This is a genomic window from Citreicoccus inhibens (assembly GCF_019039035.1).
In the GTDB taxonomy this organism is placed as follows: Bacteria; Myxococcota; Myxococcia; order Myxococcales; family Myxococcaceae; genus Citreicoccus; species Citreicoccus inhibens.
Window position 1 is genome coordinate 72,175 of sequence record NZ_JAHNZT010000034.1, and the last position, 18,877, is coordinate 91,051.

The window sequence follows — 18,877 nt, forward strand, 5'->3', positions numbered from 1 at the left end:
TGAATCACACTTCCGGCCCCCGCGCCGCACCCGCGTGCGCGAGCTGGACTACGCGTCCGGTCCCACCGTCACGGGGAACGTCTGGGTGGGAATCTCCCCATGCAGCCCGGGTGGCGCGGGCGTCATCACCGCCGGGCCACGGCCCTCCACCCGCACCGCGCCCGCCAGCACCTGCCGCACCGCTGACAGCGGCACCTCGCCCCACTGCCGCGAGAACGGCCAGCGGCGCACGTACAGGTGCTCCTGTCCAATGAAGGCCACATACCCGAGCAGGGCGCCGTCCTCGTCCCGCACCCGCATGCCCTGGACGATGGAGCGACGCTCGAGCGGCGATGCTTCCAGTTCCATCGGACCCCCTCCGTCCCCCTCAACCTGGAGCGCCCCCGCCCTCGAGGCCACCCGTCCCTGCCCCGCGAGCCAGGAGGCCAATCAGGCGCCAAGCCGGCGGCCAGCGCGGCCCCGCGCACGCGCGCGACTCACGACGGCAAATCCACGGTGAAGACGCTGCCGTGGCCCGGCACCGAGCGCAGCATGACCTTGCCCCCCAGCACCGCGGTCAGCTCGCGCACCAGCGTCAGGCCCAGGCCCACGCCGGGCTTGGACTTGTGGTCGAGCGGCTCCAGGTGCTGGAAGGGCTCGAAGATGCGCGTCTGGGCCTCCGGCGGAATCCCCGGCCCCGTGTCGCGCACCACCAACCGGCGCAGCTCGGGGACGACCTCCACGGAGACGCGCACCCCGCCGTGCTGCGTGTACTTCACCGCGTTGAGCACCAGGTTGTGCAGCACCAGCTGCACCATGCGCGCATCCGTGCTCAGCACCACCGGGCCCGGAGGTCGCTCCAGCTCCAGGGTGAGCTGCTTGCGCTCGGCCTCGGCGCGACACTCCTCCAGGACCTCCTCCGCCACCGCCACCAGGTCCACGGGGCCTCGGCGCACCACGAGCTGCCCCTCCTCCAGCTGCGTGTACTGGAGCACCATCTCCACCATGTCCCGCAGGCGCGAGGCGGAGCGGCCCATCCGGTCGAACATCTCCGAGGCCCGGGGCGACAGCGGCCCCAGCTCCCGCAGGAACGCGTGCTGGGTCAGGTGCAGCACCGACAAGGGCGTGCGCAGCTCGTGCGACACCAGCCGCAAGAGCGTGCTCTTGGACTCACTGGCCCGCTCGGCCACCACCCGTGCCGCGCTGGTGGACTCCAGCGCCACCTCCAACTGGCGCCGCCGCAAGCCCACCTCGCGCGCGAGCTGCTCGACGTCCTCCGAGCGCTCGGACACCTCCGACTGGAGCACCTCGCGCGTGCGCTTCATCACCGCCAGGTTGTGCACACGCGCCAGCAGCTCCTCGGCGACAAAGGGCTTCACCACGTAGTCCTGCGCGCCGGCCCGCAGCAACTCCACGCGCATCGCATCGTCGGCCCGCGCGGTCAGCAGCAACACCGGCGTGCCCGACAGCTCCTCGAACGCGCGCACCTCGCGCACCAGCCGCTCGCCGCCCATGCGCGGCATCATCACGTCGCTGACAATGACATCCGGCTTGAGGGCGCGCGCCTTGCTCAGCCCCTCCTCGCCATCCACGGCGGTCTCCACGCGGAAGTCCGCCGCCAGCGTCTCCGCCACGAAGCGGCGCATCTCGCGCGTGTCCTCCACCACCAGCACGCGCGGCCGGAGCGGATCCTCCGGCGTCTCGGGTGAGGTCGGCACGTCCTCGCCCAGCTCCCGCGTCGCCGCCGCGGTCTCCCGCGCCACCGCGCCCAGCGCCCTCGCATCCAGCTCCGTGCGCGCCCGCACGTCCTCGTCCTCCGGCGCGCACAAGGGCAGCGTCACCACGAAGCGCGCACCGCCGCCGGCCCGGTCCTCCACCACGATGCGGCCCCCGTGCAGCACCACGAAGTCGCGCGCGATGGCGAGCCCCAGCCCCGTGCCCCCCAGCACGCTCGCCTCCACCGGCACCCCTTGGCGGAAGCGCTGGAAGATGACCTCGCGCAATGCCAGCGGCACACCCGGCCCCGAGTCCTCCACCACCAACTGCGCGGTGTCCACATGCGCCGTCAGCGCCACCCGGAGGAGGCCGCCGGGCGGGGTGAACTTCACCGCGTTGGAGAGCAGGTTGAGCACCACGCGCTGCACCTGGTCGGGGTCCACCTGCGCGGGCAGCGCCTCGGGCAGGTCCAGCTGGAAGTTCAGCGCGCGCTCGGCGATGAGCCCCTGGAAGTTCTCCGCGCACAGGCGCACCAGCGTCGACAGGTCCGCCGCCGCATACGCCGGCCGCATCATCCCCGCGTCCAGCTTCGCCACGTCCAGGAGCGAGTTCACGTGCCGCAGCAACACGCGCGCGTTGCGCCGCACCACCTCCAGGTCCTTGCGGTCCACCGCCGCCAGCCCGTCCCGCTGAAGCAAGCGCTCCAGCGGCCCCAGGATGAGCGCCAGCGGCGTGCGCAGCTCATGGCTGATGTTGGCGAAGAACTCCGTGCGGTGCGCGTCCGACTCCTTCAACCGCCCGTACAGCGTCTCCAGCTCCGCCTTGCGAATCTCCAGCTGCGCGCGCCGGTCCTCCGACATGCGCGCAGTCTGTGCCACCTCCATGATGCGCCCGCGCAACGGCACCAGGTAGAGGCCCGTGGCCACCGAGGCCAGCGCGGTGAGCAGCTTGATGCTCCCGGAGAGCCAATAGGCGGAGTGCCAGACGTTCCAGACCTCCATCACGTGCGTGAGGCCGCACGCCCCGATGAAGACCCCGAACGAGACAATCATCCCGCTGAAGGGCAAGCGGCCCCGGCGCACCAGCCGCCACAGCGACAGCGCGATGAACAGATACGCGGCCGCGATGAGGGTGTCCGAGGCGATGTGCAGCCACATCAACTCGGGCTTCCACAGGTAGCAGTGCCCGTGGGGCATGAACCACGCGCCGTCGAACAACCAGGACAACACCCCGCCCTCGGCCACCCCGCCCTCCCCTCCACGGGGACCCAGCAGTTGGCTGGCGCGTTCGAGCTGGTGACTCATCCCTGGTCACTCCCTGGCTGGCCCCTCACCCCTGCCCACCAGCCACCGGCGTGGGCGCATTCCACGCAAATCCAGCGCCCCCCGCCACATTCATGACGCCCGCGGGCCCCCTCCCGAGTCCCAGCCCCCCCTCCTCGGGTCCAGCGCAGGACAGTCGCCCGCCGTAGCGAAATCAGGTAGACGGCGGCACATCATGCTCGTGTCACTCGTCATCCCCGTTTACAACGAGATTCCTACCCTGGCGGAAATCCTCCGTCGCTGCGCCGCCGTGGACTTCCCCAAGGAACTGGTCCTCGTGGACGACTGCTCCAAGGACGGGAGCCGGGAATTCCTCCAACAGCTGTCTGAGCAGGGCCTGGGGATGCTGGGCGCCACGCCGCAGAACCGCAACGAGCTGCGGGTGCTGTTCCAGGAGAAGAACCAGGGCAAGGGCGCGGCGCTGCGCCGGGGTTTCGCCGAGGCCAGCGGGGACATCATCCTCGTGCAGGACGCGGACCTGGAATACGACCCGCGCGACATCCCCCGCGTCATCCAGCCCATCATCGATGGTGAAGCGGATGTCGTCTTCGGCAGCCGCTTCATCGGCTCGCCGCGGCGCGTGCTGTATTACTGGCACACCGTCCTCAACAACATGCTCACCACGCTCTCCAACATGACGAGCGGGCTGAACCTCACGGACATGGAGACCTGTTACAAGGCCTTCCGCACCGAGGTCCTGCGCAGCGTCAACGTGGAGGAGGACCGCTTCGGCTTCGAGCCGGAAATCACCGCCAAGGTGGCTCGCGGTGGCTGGCGCGTCTTCGAGGTGCCCATCAGCTACCACGGGCGCACCTATGAAGAGGGCAAGAAGATTGGTTGGAAGGACGGCGTGCGCGCCCTCTACGCCATCGCGAAGTACTCGGTGAAGCGGAGCTAGACACCCGGGTGTCGCGCGGGCCCCTCCTGCCCGAGCGTCCACTGGACGACATCGCTGGGGCGGGCTCCACGGCTTCGAGGGAGGCCTGCCCCCGGACACGGGATGCCTTAGCTTGCTCCGTGCTCTCGCGATTCTTGCTCTACGGCTGCGCAGGCTGGGTGCTGGAGGTTCTCTTCACGGGTGCGGGGGCGGCCCTGAAGAAGGACCGGAGCGCCACGTCGAAGACCTACCTGTGGATGCACCCCATCTACGGCCTCACCGCGCTGGCCCTGGAGGGGGTCTCCGAGCGGCTCAAGCACCTGCCCCGGCCCGTGAGGGCGCTCGCCTACACCGCCGTCATCTACGCGGCCGAGTACGGCACGGGCTGGACGCTGCGGCGCCTGCTCGGTCGGTGCCCGTGGGACTACTCGCGCAGCGGCTGGAACGTGAATGGGCTGGTGCGCCTGGACTACGCCCCGGCCTGGTACCTCACCGCGCTCGCGTTCGAGCCGGTGCGCGACGCGCTGCTCTATGCCACCCGCGCGGACGCGAAGCCCGCGCCCGCCGCGCTGCCAATGGGTCCGGGGCCCGGATGGGCCGCGACCGAAACGCCACCCGAGCGCCTGGAGCCAGTCTCGGGCCCGCGCGAGCTGGCTCGGGACGAGGCCGCGTCGCTGCTGCACTGAGCCACCTGCGCTCCTGAGCCGCGAAGTGCACGGCCCCTGGTGGGCCTGGTTGCCCAGCAGGCTGAATCCCCCGAGCGTTTCGGCTTTTCTTCCTCCGTGCTGCGGCGCGTAGTACCTTGCCCCGCGCATTCTTCCCACGTTGAGGGGAAATTCCGCCGCCCCCTCGAAAGTTTCCGCCCGCGTATGTTCGACTGGCTTCACACCCTGTTTTCGCGCGATCTCGCCATCGACCTGGGGACGGCGAACACGCTCATCTACATCCGCGGCCAGGGCATCGTGTCCAATGAGCCCTCGGTGGTCGCCGTGCAGCAGGACTCGCGCGGGGGCAAGAAGGTGCTCGCCGTGGGCAAGGAGGCCAAGGAGATGCTCGGCAGGACGCCGGGCAACATCGTGGCCATCCGTCCCATGAAGGACGGCGTCATCGCGGACTTCGAGATCACCGCCGCGATGCTGCGCTACTTCATCCAGAGCGCGCACAACCGCAAGACGCTGGTGAACCCGCGCATCATCATCGGCATCCCGTCTGGCATCACCGAGGTGGAGCGGCGCGCGGTGCGTGAGGCGGCGGCCAACGCGGGCGCCCGCGAGGTGTACCTCATCGAGCAGCCCATGGCCGCGGCCATTGGCGCGGGCCTGCCGGTGACGGAGCCCAGCGGCAACATGATTGTCGACATCGGCGGCGGCACGTCCGACGTCGCGGTCATCAGCCTCGCCGGCATCGTGTTCGCGAAGTCCGTGCGAATCGGCGGCGACAAGCTGGACGAAGCCATCATTCAGTACGTGAAGCGCAAGTACAACCTGCTCATCGGCGAGCGCACCGCCGAGCTCATCAAGATGGGCATCGGCACCGCGTACCCCACCGACGAAGTCATGACCATGGAGATCAAGGGTCGCGACCTCGTGGCCGGTGTGCCGCGCACGCTGACGGTCTCCAGCGACGAGGTGCGTGACGCGCTCGCCGAGCCCGTCAACGGCATCGTCGAGGCCGTGAAGCTCACCCTGGAGCGCACCCCGCCCGAGCTGGCCGGTGACATCGCGGACCGCGGCATCGTGCTCGCGGGTGGCGGCGCGCTGCTGAAGAACCTGGACACGCTGCTGCGCGAGGAGACGGGCCTCCCGGTGTTCCTCGCCGAGGATCCGCTCTCCGCCGTCGTGATTGGCGCGGGCAAGGCGCTCGAGTCGCTCGACATCCTCCGGCAGGTCTGCCAGCCAGGCTGAAGTCTTTGCCTGTCGTGGCACGACATCGGCGCCGGGCCTCCCAGGCCGGCGCCGATTGTCTTTGCGGGGCCGCTCCCCCAGTGAGGGTTCGCTACACTCGCGGGAATGGACCCCGTGCCCTGGCTGTCCGCGGCTGAAACCGTTGCGTGTCTGCCTTATCCCGCGCTGGTGCGCGTCCTCGACGGGATGCTCGGGGAGCTGCGCGAGGGCCGGGCGCACGCGCCGCCGCGGCTGGCGGTGGACCTGCCGGGCGGGACGCTCCTGGTGATGCCCGCCACGAACGAGCGGGTGGCCATCACCAAGCTGGTGACGGTGCACACGGACAATCCCTCGCGAGGACGCAAAGCCATCCAAGCCGAGGTGCTCGTGTTGGACGCGGCCACGGGTGAGCGCCGGTTGGTGCTCGATGGCGCCATCGTCACCGCGCGCCGCACGGCGGCCGTGACGCTGTTGGCGGCGCAGCGGCTCGCGCCCAGGCCGGACGATGACCTGCTGCTGGTGGGCGCGGGCGTGCAGGCCCGGGCGCATGCCGAGGCGTTCCTCTCCGCGAGAGGCACGCGGCGCGTGGTCATCCACTCCCGCTCACCGGGCCCGGCGGAGGCCCTGGCGAGGCACCTGCGCGAGCAAGGGGCGAACGTGGAGGTGGAGCCACGGGCGAGCGCCCTGCCCGAGGTCCTGGAGCGCGTGGGCCTGGTCGTCACCGCCACCACGAGCCACGCGCCCGTGCTGCCGGACCTGGACGCGGGCTGTTGGCGAGGACGCCACTTCGTCGCGGCCATCGGGGCCTTCCGTCCGGAGATGCGCGAGCTACCGGCGGGACTGGTGCAGTTGGCCGCGAAGCATGAGCGCCTGCGCGTGGACACTCTCTTTGGCGTGAAGGACGAAGCGGGGGACCTGCTCCAAGCCCACGTGGACTGGGACCGAGTGCGCGCGCTCCAGGACACCGAACCCTTGCGAGACCATCCGCACGCGCCCGTGGTCTTCAAGAGCGTGGGCTACGCGTGCTGGGACCTCGGCGCGAGCCTCCTCGCGCTGGAGACCCATGCCCGGACATCCTCGGCGGGCTGATCACTTCGCGCGAACAAGCCCTCTGAAGCTCTCCAGCGCGGCGAACATGTCCTCCCGGACCGCGGCACTCTTGGAGAGTTGTTGGTCCGCCTGACCAACAAACGTCTCCGCGCCAGAGAGGATCGCCTTGCTCAGCACCGACGGCGACACATCTCCCAGCGATGTCGAACCGCAGGAAACGGCGATGGTCCCGTTGCGCCCCTTCTTGAAGTGCACTGCGAATGAAGAGTCGGTCCCGACAAAGGTGTACTCCGCCAGCTTCTCGGTCATGAACCGACCGAGCCCATCCAGCAGCTCCACGATGGCCACACAGACCATCATCGCCTGGTCGGGGCTCCGCCCGCGCGAAGTACAGACGCCGGTCTCTCCGGCAAACGCCATGTGCCCCAGCTCATACCCGGACCGAGCCTCCCCTGTTCGGGTAGCGCCCCATTCACATTGGAAGCGGAACATCTCCTCATCCTCCCCTGACAGGGAAAACCGTAATGATTCGGTTCGCGTCACCGGAATCTACCACGACCCGAATCAGGTCTCGCAAGCCATTCACTTTGAGCTTCATTTGAAACACCTGGAGCCGCCGCCCAGGTGTCGAGATTCGGTTGCCGTTCTTGACTACCTCCTCAGCGGCTTCCAACACCTGCGCGCGAGTTGTTCCCGAAGCAAACAGGTCACCGGCACCCTCTGGATGGGTTCCCGAAATGTGCCGTGCCTCAATATGTTGCCAGCCCTCTTGCAGGTTCCCTTCGTCCAAGTGAGGAGGCACTCGATGCGGTGCTCTGCCAAGTGTCGCGGGTGGCTGAGCGCCAGAGGGCATCGCCTGGCTGAGGACAAGCATCCGACCCGCAGTGGCACTCATCACCATCGCAGCCTGCCCCACAGGCACCGCGATGTGTTCCATCACCAACTCCCCGGAGGAGGAGAGGGACAAGGTCGACACCATCGCCTCGGAGCCTCCCATCGTCGCGGTCACAGCACGTGATGCTCCCGATAGAGTTCCTCCAACGGCATACAAGCTCGTCACCCACTTCGCCACCGATTGGATCTGCTCCCCCTGAGTCATGCGCTGGAAGCGCTCCAGATACTCCGGTGAAGAGTCAAGGAGCGCCACCACTCCCGCCGGAAGCTTCTGCAAAGCCATAAAGCCATCCACCGGGAACGTCAGGAACTTCCCGATGGCCATCGCCATGTCGAAAAGCGCTTCTTGCGCGCCATCCAGCGAGCGACCGATGACATCCGCGTCAGAGTGCACCTCCGCGAGCGGCTCGTCGCCTATCGCCCTCAACTGCTCATCCGCGAGCCGAAAGACCGCGGTCCGCCCCAAGTAGAAGCGCCCCAGTTCGAAGCGAGCCGCCCTCAATGCCCCTTCGCGCCACTCCACCGGGCCCACCCTCTGCTGGGTCCGGCCACTGAGCACCCAAGCCAGGTAGCCATCCGGTCGAAGTACGGCCACCCCGCGCAGCCGCTCCATTCGCTTCAGCAACTCCGCACCAGACACGGACACCGCCCCCTCTGCCAACACCTCACTCAAGAGGAAGCTGGCCCCCATGCGCGGTGGAAAGCTCCCCAGCGTCACGGGCTTCCTCATCAACTCAGCGAGAAGCCGAGCCGCCCATGCCGAAGACAAGGGACTGCCCGATACCGGTAGCGCGTCGCGTTCATCCAATCCCGCGCGCACCAGCAAGCGCTGAAATGACTCTTCGCCCTCAACCATGGCGGGATGCCCAAAACCATCCGAAGAACTCACCATGCCTACCCCCGAACTGAGCGCACGCAGCTCTCGGTGGTGGCGCAGCCGCTCCGACGCGCTGGAGTCAGGAGATGAGCGTCGAGGAATAACCAACTCATGCGCACCCTCCATATCCCCCTGCGCATGGAAGGTGACCCTCGAAGTCGAGGGAGGAGTATCCCGCGCCGCGCCGCTGTCTTCGGGGCGGCCTCTCACCGAAGCGCATCCCGTCACCAGGAAGGCGCTACACAGCAGCAAGACATCAACGCGCATTGTCTACCCCCAGCCCCATGGAGACGAAGGAACCTGGACGCAGTTCCCACCCGGGCGAGGGGAACAGCAGCGTACCCCCTCGCGCCAGTGCGTACAGCTTTCCCGCGAAGCGCCAGCGCATCTCTGCCGAAACAAGAGAGCGAGTCCCTGTGACATTCGCCCCCACCACCCGCCCGCTCAGCGCAAGTTCCAGACTCCGCGTAAACAACTGCACCGCCACGCGGCCATCCATGTCGACGCGCCCCCAGCTGAATGCCTCGACGGCCAACGAGCCGTCCAGATGCCGCTGGAGAAGTCCGCCCAAACGAACCCTGTCCCACCCGACATTCGCCTCGGCATAGACGGAGTACCCGTCTGGGAATGGCGCCTCCGCCGCCGGGCCTCCACCCGCCGTCACGCCAGCTACCCGGAAGCGCGCCAACTCGTAGTCCGGTCCGAAGGTCCCCTGGCGGAAACCACCGTGTTGCCGACGCAGCTCCAATCGCAACCGCGCATTCAGAGAGAGCGTCTCCACGTCCATCCCCACACCCGCCACCGCGCCCCAAGCACCACCCCTGCCTGGACGTCCTCCGTAGCCAGCCAGGAGGTGCATCTCGTAGTCCGGGTGCACCACCACCACGGCAGTTCCATCCAGATGAGCCAGCGTCAATTCGGGAGAATCTCCTCCCGCGCGTCCCCAGTCGTGCACCGCGGACAAAGCCAGCGTGAAGCGCCCCGCCTGACTCGGTCGGCCGAAGAGGACGTGCTGCACATCCAATTCTACTTCAGCGCCGATGAGACGAGCGCCCAGAACATCCGAGGCAAACGCTTCGACATAGAAGGGCGCCAAGGCCCCCGTCAGGAATCCGCCCGCGGGGTGGTAGTTCGGGTTGCCTCGGTTGGAGTAGCGCTGCACGAGGTGCCCGGAAAGAAGGCTGTAGCTCTCCAGGGCCCCCAACCAAACGCCCATCGGGGCGGCGTCCGAGCCCAGCTTGAGTGCACGCACCCATTGGCCCCAGTCCGACAGCGTGTCCCAGTCTTCTTTCCGCACCCATCCGCCCCTCGCATCCCCGCCTCCCAGTCGAAGGCGGACGGGCGCTCCCAGGTTGAGGCCAAACTCAGCCCCTCCGTCGACGACCAGCGTTGGCTCCACTTGCACGAAGCCTTCCCGTTCACCCACTCCACGACGCGGGAGCAACGCCAACGGCATTGCGTCTATCCGGGCCAGGTAGTTCCAGCGATTCACCCGCGGCAGCGTCTCGTCTGGAGGTGGCCCGGCTGGGTCCTCCGGCCAAGGCAACGACGCGGCGCGAGGTGGCTGAGGGGGCACCTCACCACCTGAAGGCAATGGGTTGGATACCCCGTTCGACCGGGCAGACTGTGACTCCGTCAATTCGTCCGCCCACGCTCCACTTGCCACGAATAGCAGCGACAGCGCCACGGCTCGTGCCCGTTTCATCGCCCCCCCTGGCATCACCTTCAACACTGGAGTGATGCCAGGGACTGATTATCAAAGCGGTCTGACCCCGTACGGACGGCACAGGACCTGCTGATGTGTGAAACTCGCACCTAGGATGCGAACGGCACACACACACCGTCCCCATCCTGGACCTTCATGGATCATCCCCAAGCACACTCACAGGTCGCGCCCATCACGCAAGGACGCGTCCTTGTGGCAATGCGCGCAAGGCTTCTGACACAGCGTCTCGCCCATCAGGGAACCCTCTCGTACTCACATCACAGCGCGGCGCACGGCCGGGCCTTGGCAGTGGCGCATGACGTACGCGACCAGTAGAGGATGCTGGGTGAGCAGCATCAACCTGTTCGCGAGATGCAGGATGGATGCGAGCGCGATGTCCGCGGTGGTGAAGGTGGTTCCAACGATGTTCTCGCGGCCCCCCAGGCCCGCCACAATCATGTCGAGCACCTTCACCATGCGCTCCTGGCGATTCGCGAGTTCCTCCGACGAGCGCGGGCCGACCGATGGAGCCTCGGACGACTGCGCGTCCCAATAGAACTCGAGCACCGCGGGTTCGAGGACCCCGTCCACGAACGCCAACCACTGGTAATAGAGGGCACGCTCTGGGGAACCTAACCGCGGGGCCAGGGCCTTCTCCGGGAACATGTCTGTCAAATGGAGACAACAGGCCATAGGCCCCAGCAGCGTGAGGTCTCCATCCACGAGCGCGGGGAGTTCGCCCAGCGGGTGGATCGCCAGATAGTCGGGAGACAGGTTCTCTTTCTTGGAAAGGTCGATGCGCGCCAATTCGTAGGGCACGCCAATCTCCTCGAGCAGCCAACGGACACGGGTCGCACGGCTTCGAGGGGCAAAGTACAGCTTCATGTGCACGCTCCTGGGCTTGAACGAGCGCCAAGGTGACGTGACCGAGCCGTCCTGACAATGCGCCCTGCTCCGGACACATTGTCAGGTTAAACTTGACGTCATGATCTCCCCCGCAGACATGATGCTCTTCGTCACCGTGGTCCGAGCGGAGAGCTTCACCCGGGCCGCGAGCCAGCTCGGCATCACGAAGCAGACCGTCAGCGAGCGCATTGGCAATCTGGAGAAGCGCCTCGGGGTGCGCCTGCTCGAACGAACGACGCGGCGCCTGAGACCCACCGGAGCCGGAGTGACGTACTACGAGCGCTGCTCCGCCATCGCCGCGCAGATCGAGGAGGCGAACAGCGAAATACAGCAGAGGCAGGATGAACCTTCAGGACTGCTGAGAATCGCTTCGCCGTCGCTCTACGGGCGGCGCTTCCTCACTCCCGTGATTGCGAGCTACCTGGTCCGCCACCCGCAGGCGCGCGTGGAGCTGGTCCTGGCGAATCGGCGCATCCACCTCATCGAAGAGGGCCTGGACCTGGCGATCCACATCGGGCCGCTCGACGACTCGTCCCTCGTGGCGAAGAAGCTCGCTGAGATTCCGTTCCACTTCGTCGCGAGCCCGCGCTACCTGTCGAAGTACGGCTCCCCGAGTCCCAAGGACCTCGGCGCTGCGCGCTGCATTGGCATCGGAGCGTTCGAGACCTGGGAGGTCGCGGGAGTGAAAACTCGAATCGACCCGGTCCTGACGCTGAATGACTTGGAACTCGCCTGTGAGGCAGCGCTGGCCGGGGTGGGCATCGCGAGAGTCCCAGTCCCGCTCATCCGCGAAGCCGTCCAAGACGGCCGCCTGAAGGTCCTCTTCGGCCCCAAGCCCGCGATGATGCGAGCCATTCACGCCATTTACCCCAGCCGAACAAACCTCCCAGCCAAGGTCCGAGTCTTCCTAGACGCCCTGACCGCCCTCACCGAACCGGAACCACCCCTCGTCCCAAATCCGAGACGAAAGCGCTAACAAGCCTGAAGACCCAATCCGAAGCAACATCCCATGCGCGCGGAGGTGACACGCAGCCTATGGTCCGCGAAGCGCAGGCAAACCGTCCTGCCAAGGAGAGGCGGATGCGTTCGAGTCACAGGTCCTGGATCGCCATGCTGGCATTGTTGTCTCCGATGGGGCTGCAAGCCGCAGAGCCCCAATTGAACGCGGAGCAGGCGTTCCACCAACTGACGACCCTGGTGGGGACCTGGGAAGGAAAGTTCGAGGACAGCCGAACGCACAGCGTCACGTACCGGCTCACAGCGGGAGGCACCACGCTCGTCGAGACCTGGACGCTCGCGCCCGGACGCGAATCCCTGACGCTCTACCATTTGGATGGCGACGCCCTGGTGGCGGACCACTATTGCCCGCAAGGCAACACCCCCCGTCTCCAACTGGAGAAGGGAAGCAGCGCCGACAAGCTGTCCTTCATTTTCCGAGATGGAACGAACTTGCAGGTCAAAAACAAATCACATCAACACGCCTTCTGGATGACACTAAGAGGGAAAGACTCCTTCATCCGGAGCGAGACCTATGTGAAGAACGGCAGCACGCCCACAGAGCAACAGCAGAACACCCCAGACAAGCCGATCACCTATCACCGGATGACCCAATCCACCCCAAAGCCCTGAGCCCATCGCCAGACGCCACGAATAAAGCGACCACCCAACCCCGCCTTGACATCTCAACCCACGCCCCTCGCGGACACGAGGAGTGACCTACCTCGAGGAGGAGCCCGGTAGCGCGGGCAAATTCCAACCCACGCTCCTCGCGGACACGGGGAGCGGCTGGTGGCCGCCTTCAGCACGTGCCCCGCCTGCTTGTTTCAACCCACGATCCTCGCGGACACGAGGAGCGACTCTTCGCGACTCCCGAGGAAGCGCTGATTCATCGTTTCAACCCACGCTCCTCGCGGACACGAGGAGCGACTAGCCACACTGCGCGGCGTGGCACAACTGGGCGGTTTCAACCCACGCTCCTCGCGGACACGAGGAGCGACATGTCCGCAGTGGGTGCTGGCGTGTCCCTGCGCATGGTTTCAACCCACGATCCTCGCGGACACGAGGAGCGACTGGTGACGGCCTCTACCTGTGGGTTGCGGCTCAGGTTTCAACCCACGCTCCTCGCGGACACGAGGAGCGACACCGAGAGGTTCTCTACGGGCCGCCTGGAAGGCAGTTTCAACCCACGCTCCTCGCGGACACGAGGAGCGACACTTGCTTGTCAGCCAGCTCGCGGACCATCTTCAGTTTCAACCCACGCTCCTCGCGGACACGAGGAGCGACGGTGTGCTCCAAGGCCATATCGCGAATGATCTTGTTTCAACCCACGCTCCTCGCGGACACGAGGAGCGACTTGGCCGCGGCGGCTGCATCAAGGCCCGCGTTGTAGTTTCAACCCACGCTCCTCGCGGACACGAGGAGCGACAACGAGGGCGTTGTGCTGGGCGAGCGAGTCCTGTTTCAACCCAGGCTCCTCGCGGACACGAGGAGCGACAGCTCGTCGTCGAGATCGTCAGTTGGACTTTGAGTTTCAACCCACGCTCCTCGCGGACACAAGGAGCGACTCCTCTGTTTTGCTGACGAGGTCTGGGCCTATATGTTTCAACCCACGCTCCTCGCGGACACGAGGAGCGACTTCTCCGCAACCAGAGGGATGCGCGCGCGGATTGGTTTCAAACCACGCTCCTCGCGGACACAAGGAGCGACGTTCATAGCTCGCTCCGCGTCATCGCGATGATCGTTTTAACCCACGTTCCTCGCGGACACGAGGAGCGACCGTCGCAAGACTGTCCGGAACACCTCAGCGGCATCGTTTCAACCCACGCTCCTCGCGGACACGAGGAGCGACGCTCGGACATGGAGGTCCGGCCTGCGTCCCAGGGTTTCAACCCACGCTCCTCGCGGACACGAGGAGCGACCGTGGACGCCTTGCTCGACCTTGCGCGCAACAGGTTTCAACCCACGCTCCTCGCGGACACGAGGAGCGACGTGCCAGGCGTGCCCAACGCTACGAAGAGCGGCGCGTTTCAACCCACGCTCCTCGCGGACACGAGGAGCGACTGAGCCCGCCCCCCGCCGCACGAGGATGACAGCGTTTCAACCCACGCTCCTCGCGGACACGAGGAGCGACCGTACGGATGTCGCAGCAAGCTTGAGGCCCCTCGGTTTCAACCCACGCTCCTCGCGGACACGAGGAGCGACCGGGCACATGCCGGCGCCACACGTCCTCGGACATGTTTCAACCCACGCTCCTCGCGGACACGAGGAGCGACGTGCCGCGCACCCAGTACCAGCCGGCAACCTGTTTCAACCCACGCTCCTCGCGGACACGAGGAGCGACCGCACGTGAGGCCGGTAAACCGGTCGTGGCGCATGTTTCAACCCACGCTCCTCGCGGACACGAGGAGCGACGGGGCTCGACCTCACGAAGAGCCTCGGATACGGGTTTCAACCCACGCTCCTCGCGGACACGAGGAGCGACCGACGCACGCGTTGACGGCGTCAACCGACCGGCTGTTTCAACCCACGCTCCTCGCGGACACGAGGAGCGACCCGGTCCATTCGGTGGTGGACCGCAAGAAGTACGTTTCAACCCACGCTCCTCGCGGACACTAGGAGCGACCCGGCCGTTGCCGGGCGAGGTACGTCTCTTCGTAGTTTCAACCCACGCTCCTCGCGGACACGAGGAGCGACTCGTCGTTGATTGGGGCGGCCATGGCTTGGCCGCGTTTCAACCCACGCTCCTCGCGGACACGAGGAGCGACGCGGAGAACGTGTCGCCACCTGCGCCGACCTGGTTTCAACCCACGCTCCTCGCGGACACGAGGAGCGACCGGTAGAGCTGGCGCGTGGCCTCCAGGGGAATGGAGTTTCAACCCACGCTCCTCGCGGACACGAGGAGCGACCTGGGCGTGCGTGCGCCCGGGGTAGTCGTTCCAGTTTCAACCCACGCTCCTCGCGGACACGAGGAGCGACGTACATCAACGCCCAGAGTCGCCGCTGCGCCGCGTTTCAACCCACGCTCCTCGCGGACACGAGGAGCGACCGGGTGCGTCAGGAGCTGCGCCGCGAGATTGCGAAGTTTCAACCCACGCTCCTCGCGGACACGAGGAGCGACTGACGCCCGCCGAGCGCGTGAGCTGGGCCCGCGAGTTTCAACCCACGCTCCTCGCGGACACGAGGAGCGACAGTCGACGGACAGCTCCAACAGGATGGCCCCGAGGTTTCAACCCACGCTCCTCGCGGACACGAGGAGCGACGAAGTCTGAGTTTGAGAAGCAGTTGTCACTCATGTTTCAACCCACGCTCCTCGCGGACACGAGGAGCGACCGATAATTAGGGTAGGTGCATAGTCACGATATCCGTTTCAACCCACGCTCCTCGCGGACACGAGGAGCGACCCCACGTCGCGCTCCAAAACCTGGGTCCCCTTCGGTTTCAACCCACGCTCCTCGCGGACACGAGGAGCGACCGGATGCCGATTTCCGCGAACGTGTTGCCCGTCGGGTTTCAACCCACGCTCCTCGCGGACACGAGGAGCGACATCGGCCGAGGTGAGGCCCTGCATGCTCGGGTCGTTTCAACCCACGCTCCTCGCGGACACGAGGAGCGACCCGTGTAGTTGGGCGCGTCCAACCACCGGGTGATGTTTCAACCCACGCTCCTCGCGGCCACGAGGAGCGACTCGGAGTCGCGGCCGCGGCCGCGGCGGGTTTCAACCCACGCTCCTCGCGGACACGAGGAGCGACAAGCTGCGCGCCAAGAGCATGGATGCCTTCCCAGAGTTTCAACCCACGCTCCTCGCGGACACGAGGAGCGACTGTTGTGCTGTTTCGTGAGTGGTTGCGGCGAGGCGTTTCAACCCACGCTCCTCGCGGACACGAGGAGCGACAGTATGCCGTGTCGATGACCAATTCCACCGTCGAGTTTCAACCCACGCTCCTCGCGGACACGAGGAGCGACGTGCTGTCGCGCTGGGACACGGCGCGCGCGATGGCGTTTCAACCCACGCTCCTCGCGGACACGAGGAGCGACCACGGCATCCGCCTGCCACTCCAGCCCATCCAGTTTCAACCCACGCTCCTCGCGGACACGAGGAGCGACCACGACCTCCAAGCGGCGTCCATTCGCCGCACAGTTTCAACCCACGCTCCTCGCGGACACGAGGAGCGACGGGTGCCAGGTGAAGACGAGAGGAGCAGGCCGTGGTTTCAACCCACGCTCCTCGCGGACACGAGGAGCGACGAACCACGTGTCCGCGCCTCGGGTGCCAAACCGTTTCAACCCACGCTCCTCGCGGACACGAGGAGCGACGGAGCGCCTCGGAAACTTGTGGCGCCACGTCGTGTTTCAACCCACGCTCCTCGCGGACACGAGGAGCGACAAGCTGAGCGCCCAGCTCCGCGTTGGGGTGAACGAGTTTCAACCCACGCTCCTCGCGGACACGAGGAGCGACGCGAGCGCTCGGGCCGAGCGATGTCGTGTACCGCGTTTCAACCCACGCTCCTCGCGGACACGAGGAGCGACTCCTCGCTGAGCTGCCGACACAGGCGCGTCCGGTTTCAACCCACGCTCCTCGCGGACACGAGGAGCGACTGCCCCTCACCGTGCCCTATGTGGTGACGGTGGTTTCAACCCACGCTCCTCGCGGACACGAGGAGCGACTCTCGGATTGAAGGTCTGGAACGTCCATGGCGCCAGTTTCAACCCACGCTCCTCGCGGACACGAGGAGCGACCCGCGCTGGGCCCGAGCGCTGGCCATCAGCGCGGTTTCAACCCACGCTCCTCGCGGACACGAGGAGCGACGATTTGCTCCGGATTGGGTGGTGTAATTCGCTGGTTTCAACCCACGCTCCTCGCGGACACGAGGAGCGACCTACCCTGTCACCAAGGAGGTCATCGCGACCCTGTTTCAACCCACGCTCCTCGCGGACACGAGGAGCGACTTGGTGACCCACTACGAGCTGTTGCTGTCCCAGGTTTCAACCCACGCTCCTCGCGGACACGAGGAGCGACGATTTGCTCCGGATTGGGTGGTGTAATTCGCTGGTTTCAACCCACGCTCCTCGCGGACACGAGGAACGACCAACCGGGGACGCCTCGCCCCTGGGCAGGTCGCGTTTCAACCCACGCTCCTCGCGGACACGAGGAGCGACGGCTTGGCTGCGCACTGAGTGCGCAGACGCAGTTTCAACCCACGCTCCTCGCGGACACGAGGAGCGACCTGCCCGAGCGCGCGGCGTTGTAGAGTGCCTTGAGTTTCAACCCACGCTCCTCGCGGACACGAGGAGCGACTTTGCTGCTCGTTAGCCCGTCGATTCCAGAGGCGTCGTTTCAACCCACGCTCCTCGCGGACACGAGGAGCGACGAGTCCATGCCGAGGTAAGACGTGGATGTGAGGTTTCAACCCACGCTCCTCGCGGACACGAGGAGCGACGCGCGAGCCGCGCGAACTCCTCACGCTGCCTGGTTTCAACCCACGCTCCTCGCGGACACGAGGAGCGACAACCCGGGAGATTATTTATCCGCGACAATCGCGTTTCAACCCACGCTCCTCGCGGACACGAGGAGCGACGCGCTCTGCGCGGCGCGAGGTAACCGTCAACTCGTTTCAACCCACGCTCCTCGCGGACACGAGGAGCGACGCAGCGCAGCGTGGAGCAAGCCGCGAGCAACCCGACGTTTCAACCCACGCTCCTCGCAGACACGAGGAGCGACTCAGATTTGCGGGCGCAGGCTGAATCTCGCAACAGGTTTCAACCCACGCTCCTCGCGGACACGAGGAGCGACTTTGACGCCGTCAACACAGGCTACGGGTTGCGGTTTCAACCCACGCTCCTCGCGGACACGAGGAGCGACAATGCCGATGCCAAAGAGGCCGATGAAGAACCTGGTGTAGCCCCCATTTCAAACGGACAGGTCGCTAACGCATAGGACCAGCCTAGGAATGGACGCGAAGACACACGAAGTAGAGGTCATCCAGCCAGCCCGAGCAGGACGTCGTCGACGCTTCAGTGCGGATGAGAAGCGCCGGTTTCTGGAAGAGACGATGGCCCCCGGGCAGAGCGTCTCCTCGGTGGCTCGCCGGTACGGACTGTCGGCGAGCATGTTGTTCCACTGGAGGAGGCTGGTAGAGGAAGGGACTATGTCCAGCCTAGGCACAGAAGAATCGGTGGTCCCCGAGTCCGAGGTTAAGCGCCTCCAGGCCCAGGTGAAGGAGCTGGAGCGGTTGCTGGGCAAGAAGACGATGGAGAACGAGATTCTGAAGGAAGCATTGGAGCTCGCCCGCCCAAAAAAACATTCCTCGCAGCGCAGCTTGCCACCCAAGGGCGGTATCCCTTGAAGGCCGTGGCGGAGGCCCTGGGCGTCTCCAGGAGCAACCTGGTGCGCAGCACGTCTGCTACCGCGCCCAGCAAGCCGCGCGGCGGTTACCTGAAGGCGGATGACGAATGGCTGCTACCCCTGGTCCGCGCCGTCGTCCACCAGCGGGCCAGCTATGGCTACCGGCGCGTCACGGCGCTGGTGAACCGACAGCGGGCCTCCGAGGGCAAGCCCGGGGTGAACCACAAGCGCGTCTACCGGGTGATGAAGGCCGCGGGCCTGTTGTTGGCGCGCCACACGGGCAAGCCCACTCGCACCCACGAGGGGACCATTGTGACGCTCAAGAG

At 66.4% G+C, this 18,877-nt stretch carries 14 protein-coding genes and 1 CRISPR repeat array; of the genes, 8 read left to right on the forward strand and 6 right to left on the reverse strand.

What is annotated here, in order from left to right:
• Positions 1-48: 48 nt before the first annotated feature.
• On the reverse strand, positions 49-348 hold the full coding sequence (locus tag KRR26_RS29280; protein ID WP_120209066.1) for a hypothetical protein: 300 nt from the start codon (positions 346-348) through the stop codon (positions 49-51).
• Positions 349-476: 128 nt separating this feature from the next.
• Positions 477-2,999, reverse strand: a complete 2,523-nt coding sequence (locus tag KRR26_RS29285; RefSeq protein ID WP_217081407.1) for an ATP-binding protein — start codon at positions 2,997-2,999, stop codon at positions 477-479.
• A 193-nt stretch (positions 3,000-3,192) separates the two neighbouring features.
• Between KRR26_RS29285 and KRR26_RS29290 the strand changes: the two genes are divergently transcribed.
• The 4 genes from KRR26_RS29290 (at position 3,193) to KRR26_RS29305 (ending at position 6,866) form a co-directional block, all read left to right on the forward strand.
• Positions 3,193-3,915 (forward strand): glycosyltransferase family 2 protein, encoded by a 723-nt coding sequence (locus KRR26_RS29290; RefSeq protein ID WP_120209064.1) that lies wholly within the window; start codon positions 3,193-3,195, stop codon positions 3,913-3,915.
• A gap of 119 nt (positions 3,916-4,034) precedes the next feature.
• Positions 4,035-4,580: a putative ABC transporter permease gene (locus KRR26_RS29295; protein ID WP_217081408.1), complete on the forward strand. Its 546-nt coding sequence runs from the start codon at positions 4,035-4,037 to the stop codon at positions 4,578-4,580.
• A gap of 183 nt (positions 4,581-4,763) precedes the next feature.
• Positions 4,764-5,798, forward strand: a complete 1,035-nt coding sequence (locus tag KRR26_RS29300) for a rod shape-determining protein (protein WP_014400170.1) — start codon at positions 4,764-4,766, stop codon at positions 5,796-5,798.
• 114 nt (positions 5,799-5,912) lie between these two features.
• The gene (locus KRR26_RS29305; protein WP_217081409.1) at positions 5,913-6,866 is read left to right on the forward strand and encodes a delta(1)-pyrroline-2-carboxylate reductase family protein; all 954 of its coding nucleotides are present in this window, start codon (positions 5,913-5,915) and stop codon (positions 6,864-6,866) included.
• Here KRR26_RS29305 and KRR26_RS29310 read toward each other — a convergent pair whose 3' ends face one another.
• The 4 genes from KRR26_RS29310 to KRR26_RS29325 form a co-directional block, all read right to left on the reverse strand.
• Entirely contained in the window at positions 6,867-7,247 is a 381-nt protein-coding gene (locus KRR26_RS29310; protein ID WP_217081410.1) for a hypothetical protein, read from the reverse strand.
• A 76-nt stretch (positions 7,248-7,323) separates the two neighbouring features.
• Entirely contained in the window at positions 7,324-8,613 is a 1,290-nt protein-coding gene (locus KRR26_RS29315) for a hypothetical protein (protein ID WP_217081411.1), read from the reverse strand.
• Between the two features lie 241 nt (positions 8,614-8,854).
• Positions 8,855-10,303 (reverse strand): hypothetical protein, encoded by a 1,449-nt coding sequence (locus KRR26_RS29320; RefSeq protein ID WP_217081412.1) that lies wholly within the window; start codon positions 10,301-10,303, stop codon positions 8,855-8,857.
• A gap of 273 nt (positions 10,304-10,576) precedes the next feature.
• The gene (locus KRR26_RS29325; protein ID WP_120209059.1) at positions 10,577-11,188 is read right to left on the reverse strand and encodes a glutathione S-transferase family protein; all 612 of its coding nucleotides are present in this window, start codon (positions 11,186-11,188) and stop codon (positions 10,577-10,579) included.
• Between the two features lie 100 nt (positions 11,189-11,288).
• Between KRR26_RS29325 and KRR26_RS29330 the strand changes: the two genes are divergently transcribed.
• The 4 genes from KRR26_RS29330 to KRR26_RS29345 all read left to right on the forward strand — a co-directional run.
• On the forward strand, positions 11,289-12,185 hold the full coding sequence (locus tag KRR26_RS29330) for a LysR family transcriptional regulator (RefSeq protein WP_120209058.1): 897 nt from the start codon (positions 11,289-11,291) through the stop codon (positions 12,183-12,185).
• 134 nt (positions 12,186-12,319) lie between these two features.
• Positions 12,320-12,838, forward strand: coding sequence for a hypothetical protein (locus KRR26_RS29335; protein WP_217081413.1), 519 nt, complete (start codon positions 12,320-12,322; stop codon positions 12,836-12,838).
• A 50-nt stretch (positions 12,839-12,888) separates the two neighbouring features.
• A CRISPR array of direct repeats spans positions 12,889-18,068; the repeat unit is 37 nt; unit sequence GTTTCAACCCACGCTCCTCGCGGACACGAGGAGCGAC.
• 88 nt (positions 18,069-18,156) lie between these two features.
• Positions 18,157-18,552 (forward strand): transposase, encoded by a 396-nt coding sequence (locus tag KRR26_RS29340; protein ID WP_217081414.1) that lies wholly within the window; start codon positions 18,157-18,159, stop codon positions 18,550-18,552.
• Between the two features lie 5 nt (positions 18,553-18,557).
• On the forward strand, positions 18,558-18,877 hold a 320-nt coding region (locus KRR26_RS29345; protein ID WP_328707234.1), incomplete at its 3' end, for an IS3 family transposase.

Bases quoted from the DNA above. Each gene is read 5' to 3' on its own strand.
- KRR26_RS29280 (WP_120209066.1), bottom strand. From the start codon at position 348: ATGGAACTGGAAGCATCGCCGCTCGAGCGTCGCTCCATCGTCCAGGGC.
- KRR26_RS29320 (WP_217081412.1), bottom strand. From the start codon at position 10,303: ATGAAACGGGCACGAGCCGTGGCGCTGTCGCTGCTATTCGTGGCAAGT.
- KRR26_RS29340 (WP_217081414.1), top strand. From the start codon at position 18,157: ATGGACGCGAAGACACACGAAGTAGAGGTCATCCAGCCAGCCCGAGCA.
- KRR26_RS29300 (WP_014400170.1), top strand. From the start codon at position 4,764: ATGTTCGACTGGCTTCACACCCTGTTTTCGCGCGATCTCGCCATCGAC.
- KRR26_RS29330 (WP_120209058.1), top strand. From the start codon at position 11,289: ATGATCTCCCCCGCAGACATGATGCTCTTCGTCACCGTGGTCCGAGCG.
- KRR26_RS29315 (WP_217081411.1), bottom strand. From the start codon at position 8,613: ATGGTGAGTTCTTCGGATGGTTTTGGGCATCCCGCCATGGTTGAGGGC.
- KRR26_RS29335 (WP_217081413.1), top strand. From the start codon at position 12,320: ATGCTGGCATTGTTGTCTCCGATGGGGCTGCAAGCCGCAGAGCCCCAA.
- KRR26_RS29290 (WP_120209064.1), top strand. From the start codon at position 3,193: ATGCTCGTGTCACTCGTCATCCCCGTTTACAACGAGATTCCTACCCTG.
- KRR26_RS29285 (WP_217081407.1), bottom strand. From the start codon at position 2,999: ATGAGTCACCAGCTCGAACGCGCCAGCCAACTGCTGGGTCCCCGTGGA.
- KRR26_RS29310 (WP_217081410.1), bottom strand. From the start codon at position 7,247: ATGGCGTTTGCCGGAGAGACCGGCGTCTGTACTTCGCGCGGGCGGAGC.
- KRR26_RS29325 (WP_120209059.1), bottom strand. From the start codon at position 11,188: ATGAAGCTGTACTTTGCCCCTCGAAGCCGTGCGACCCGTGTCCGTTGG.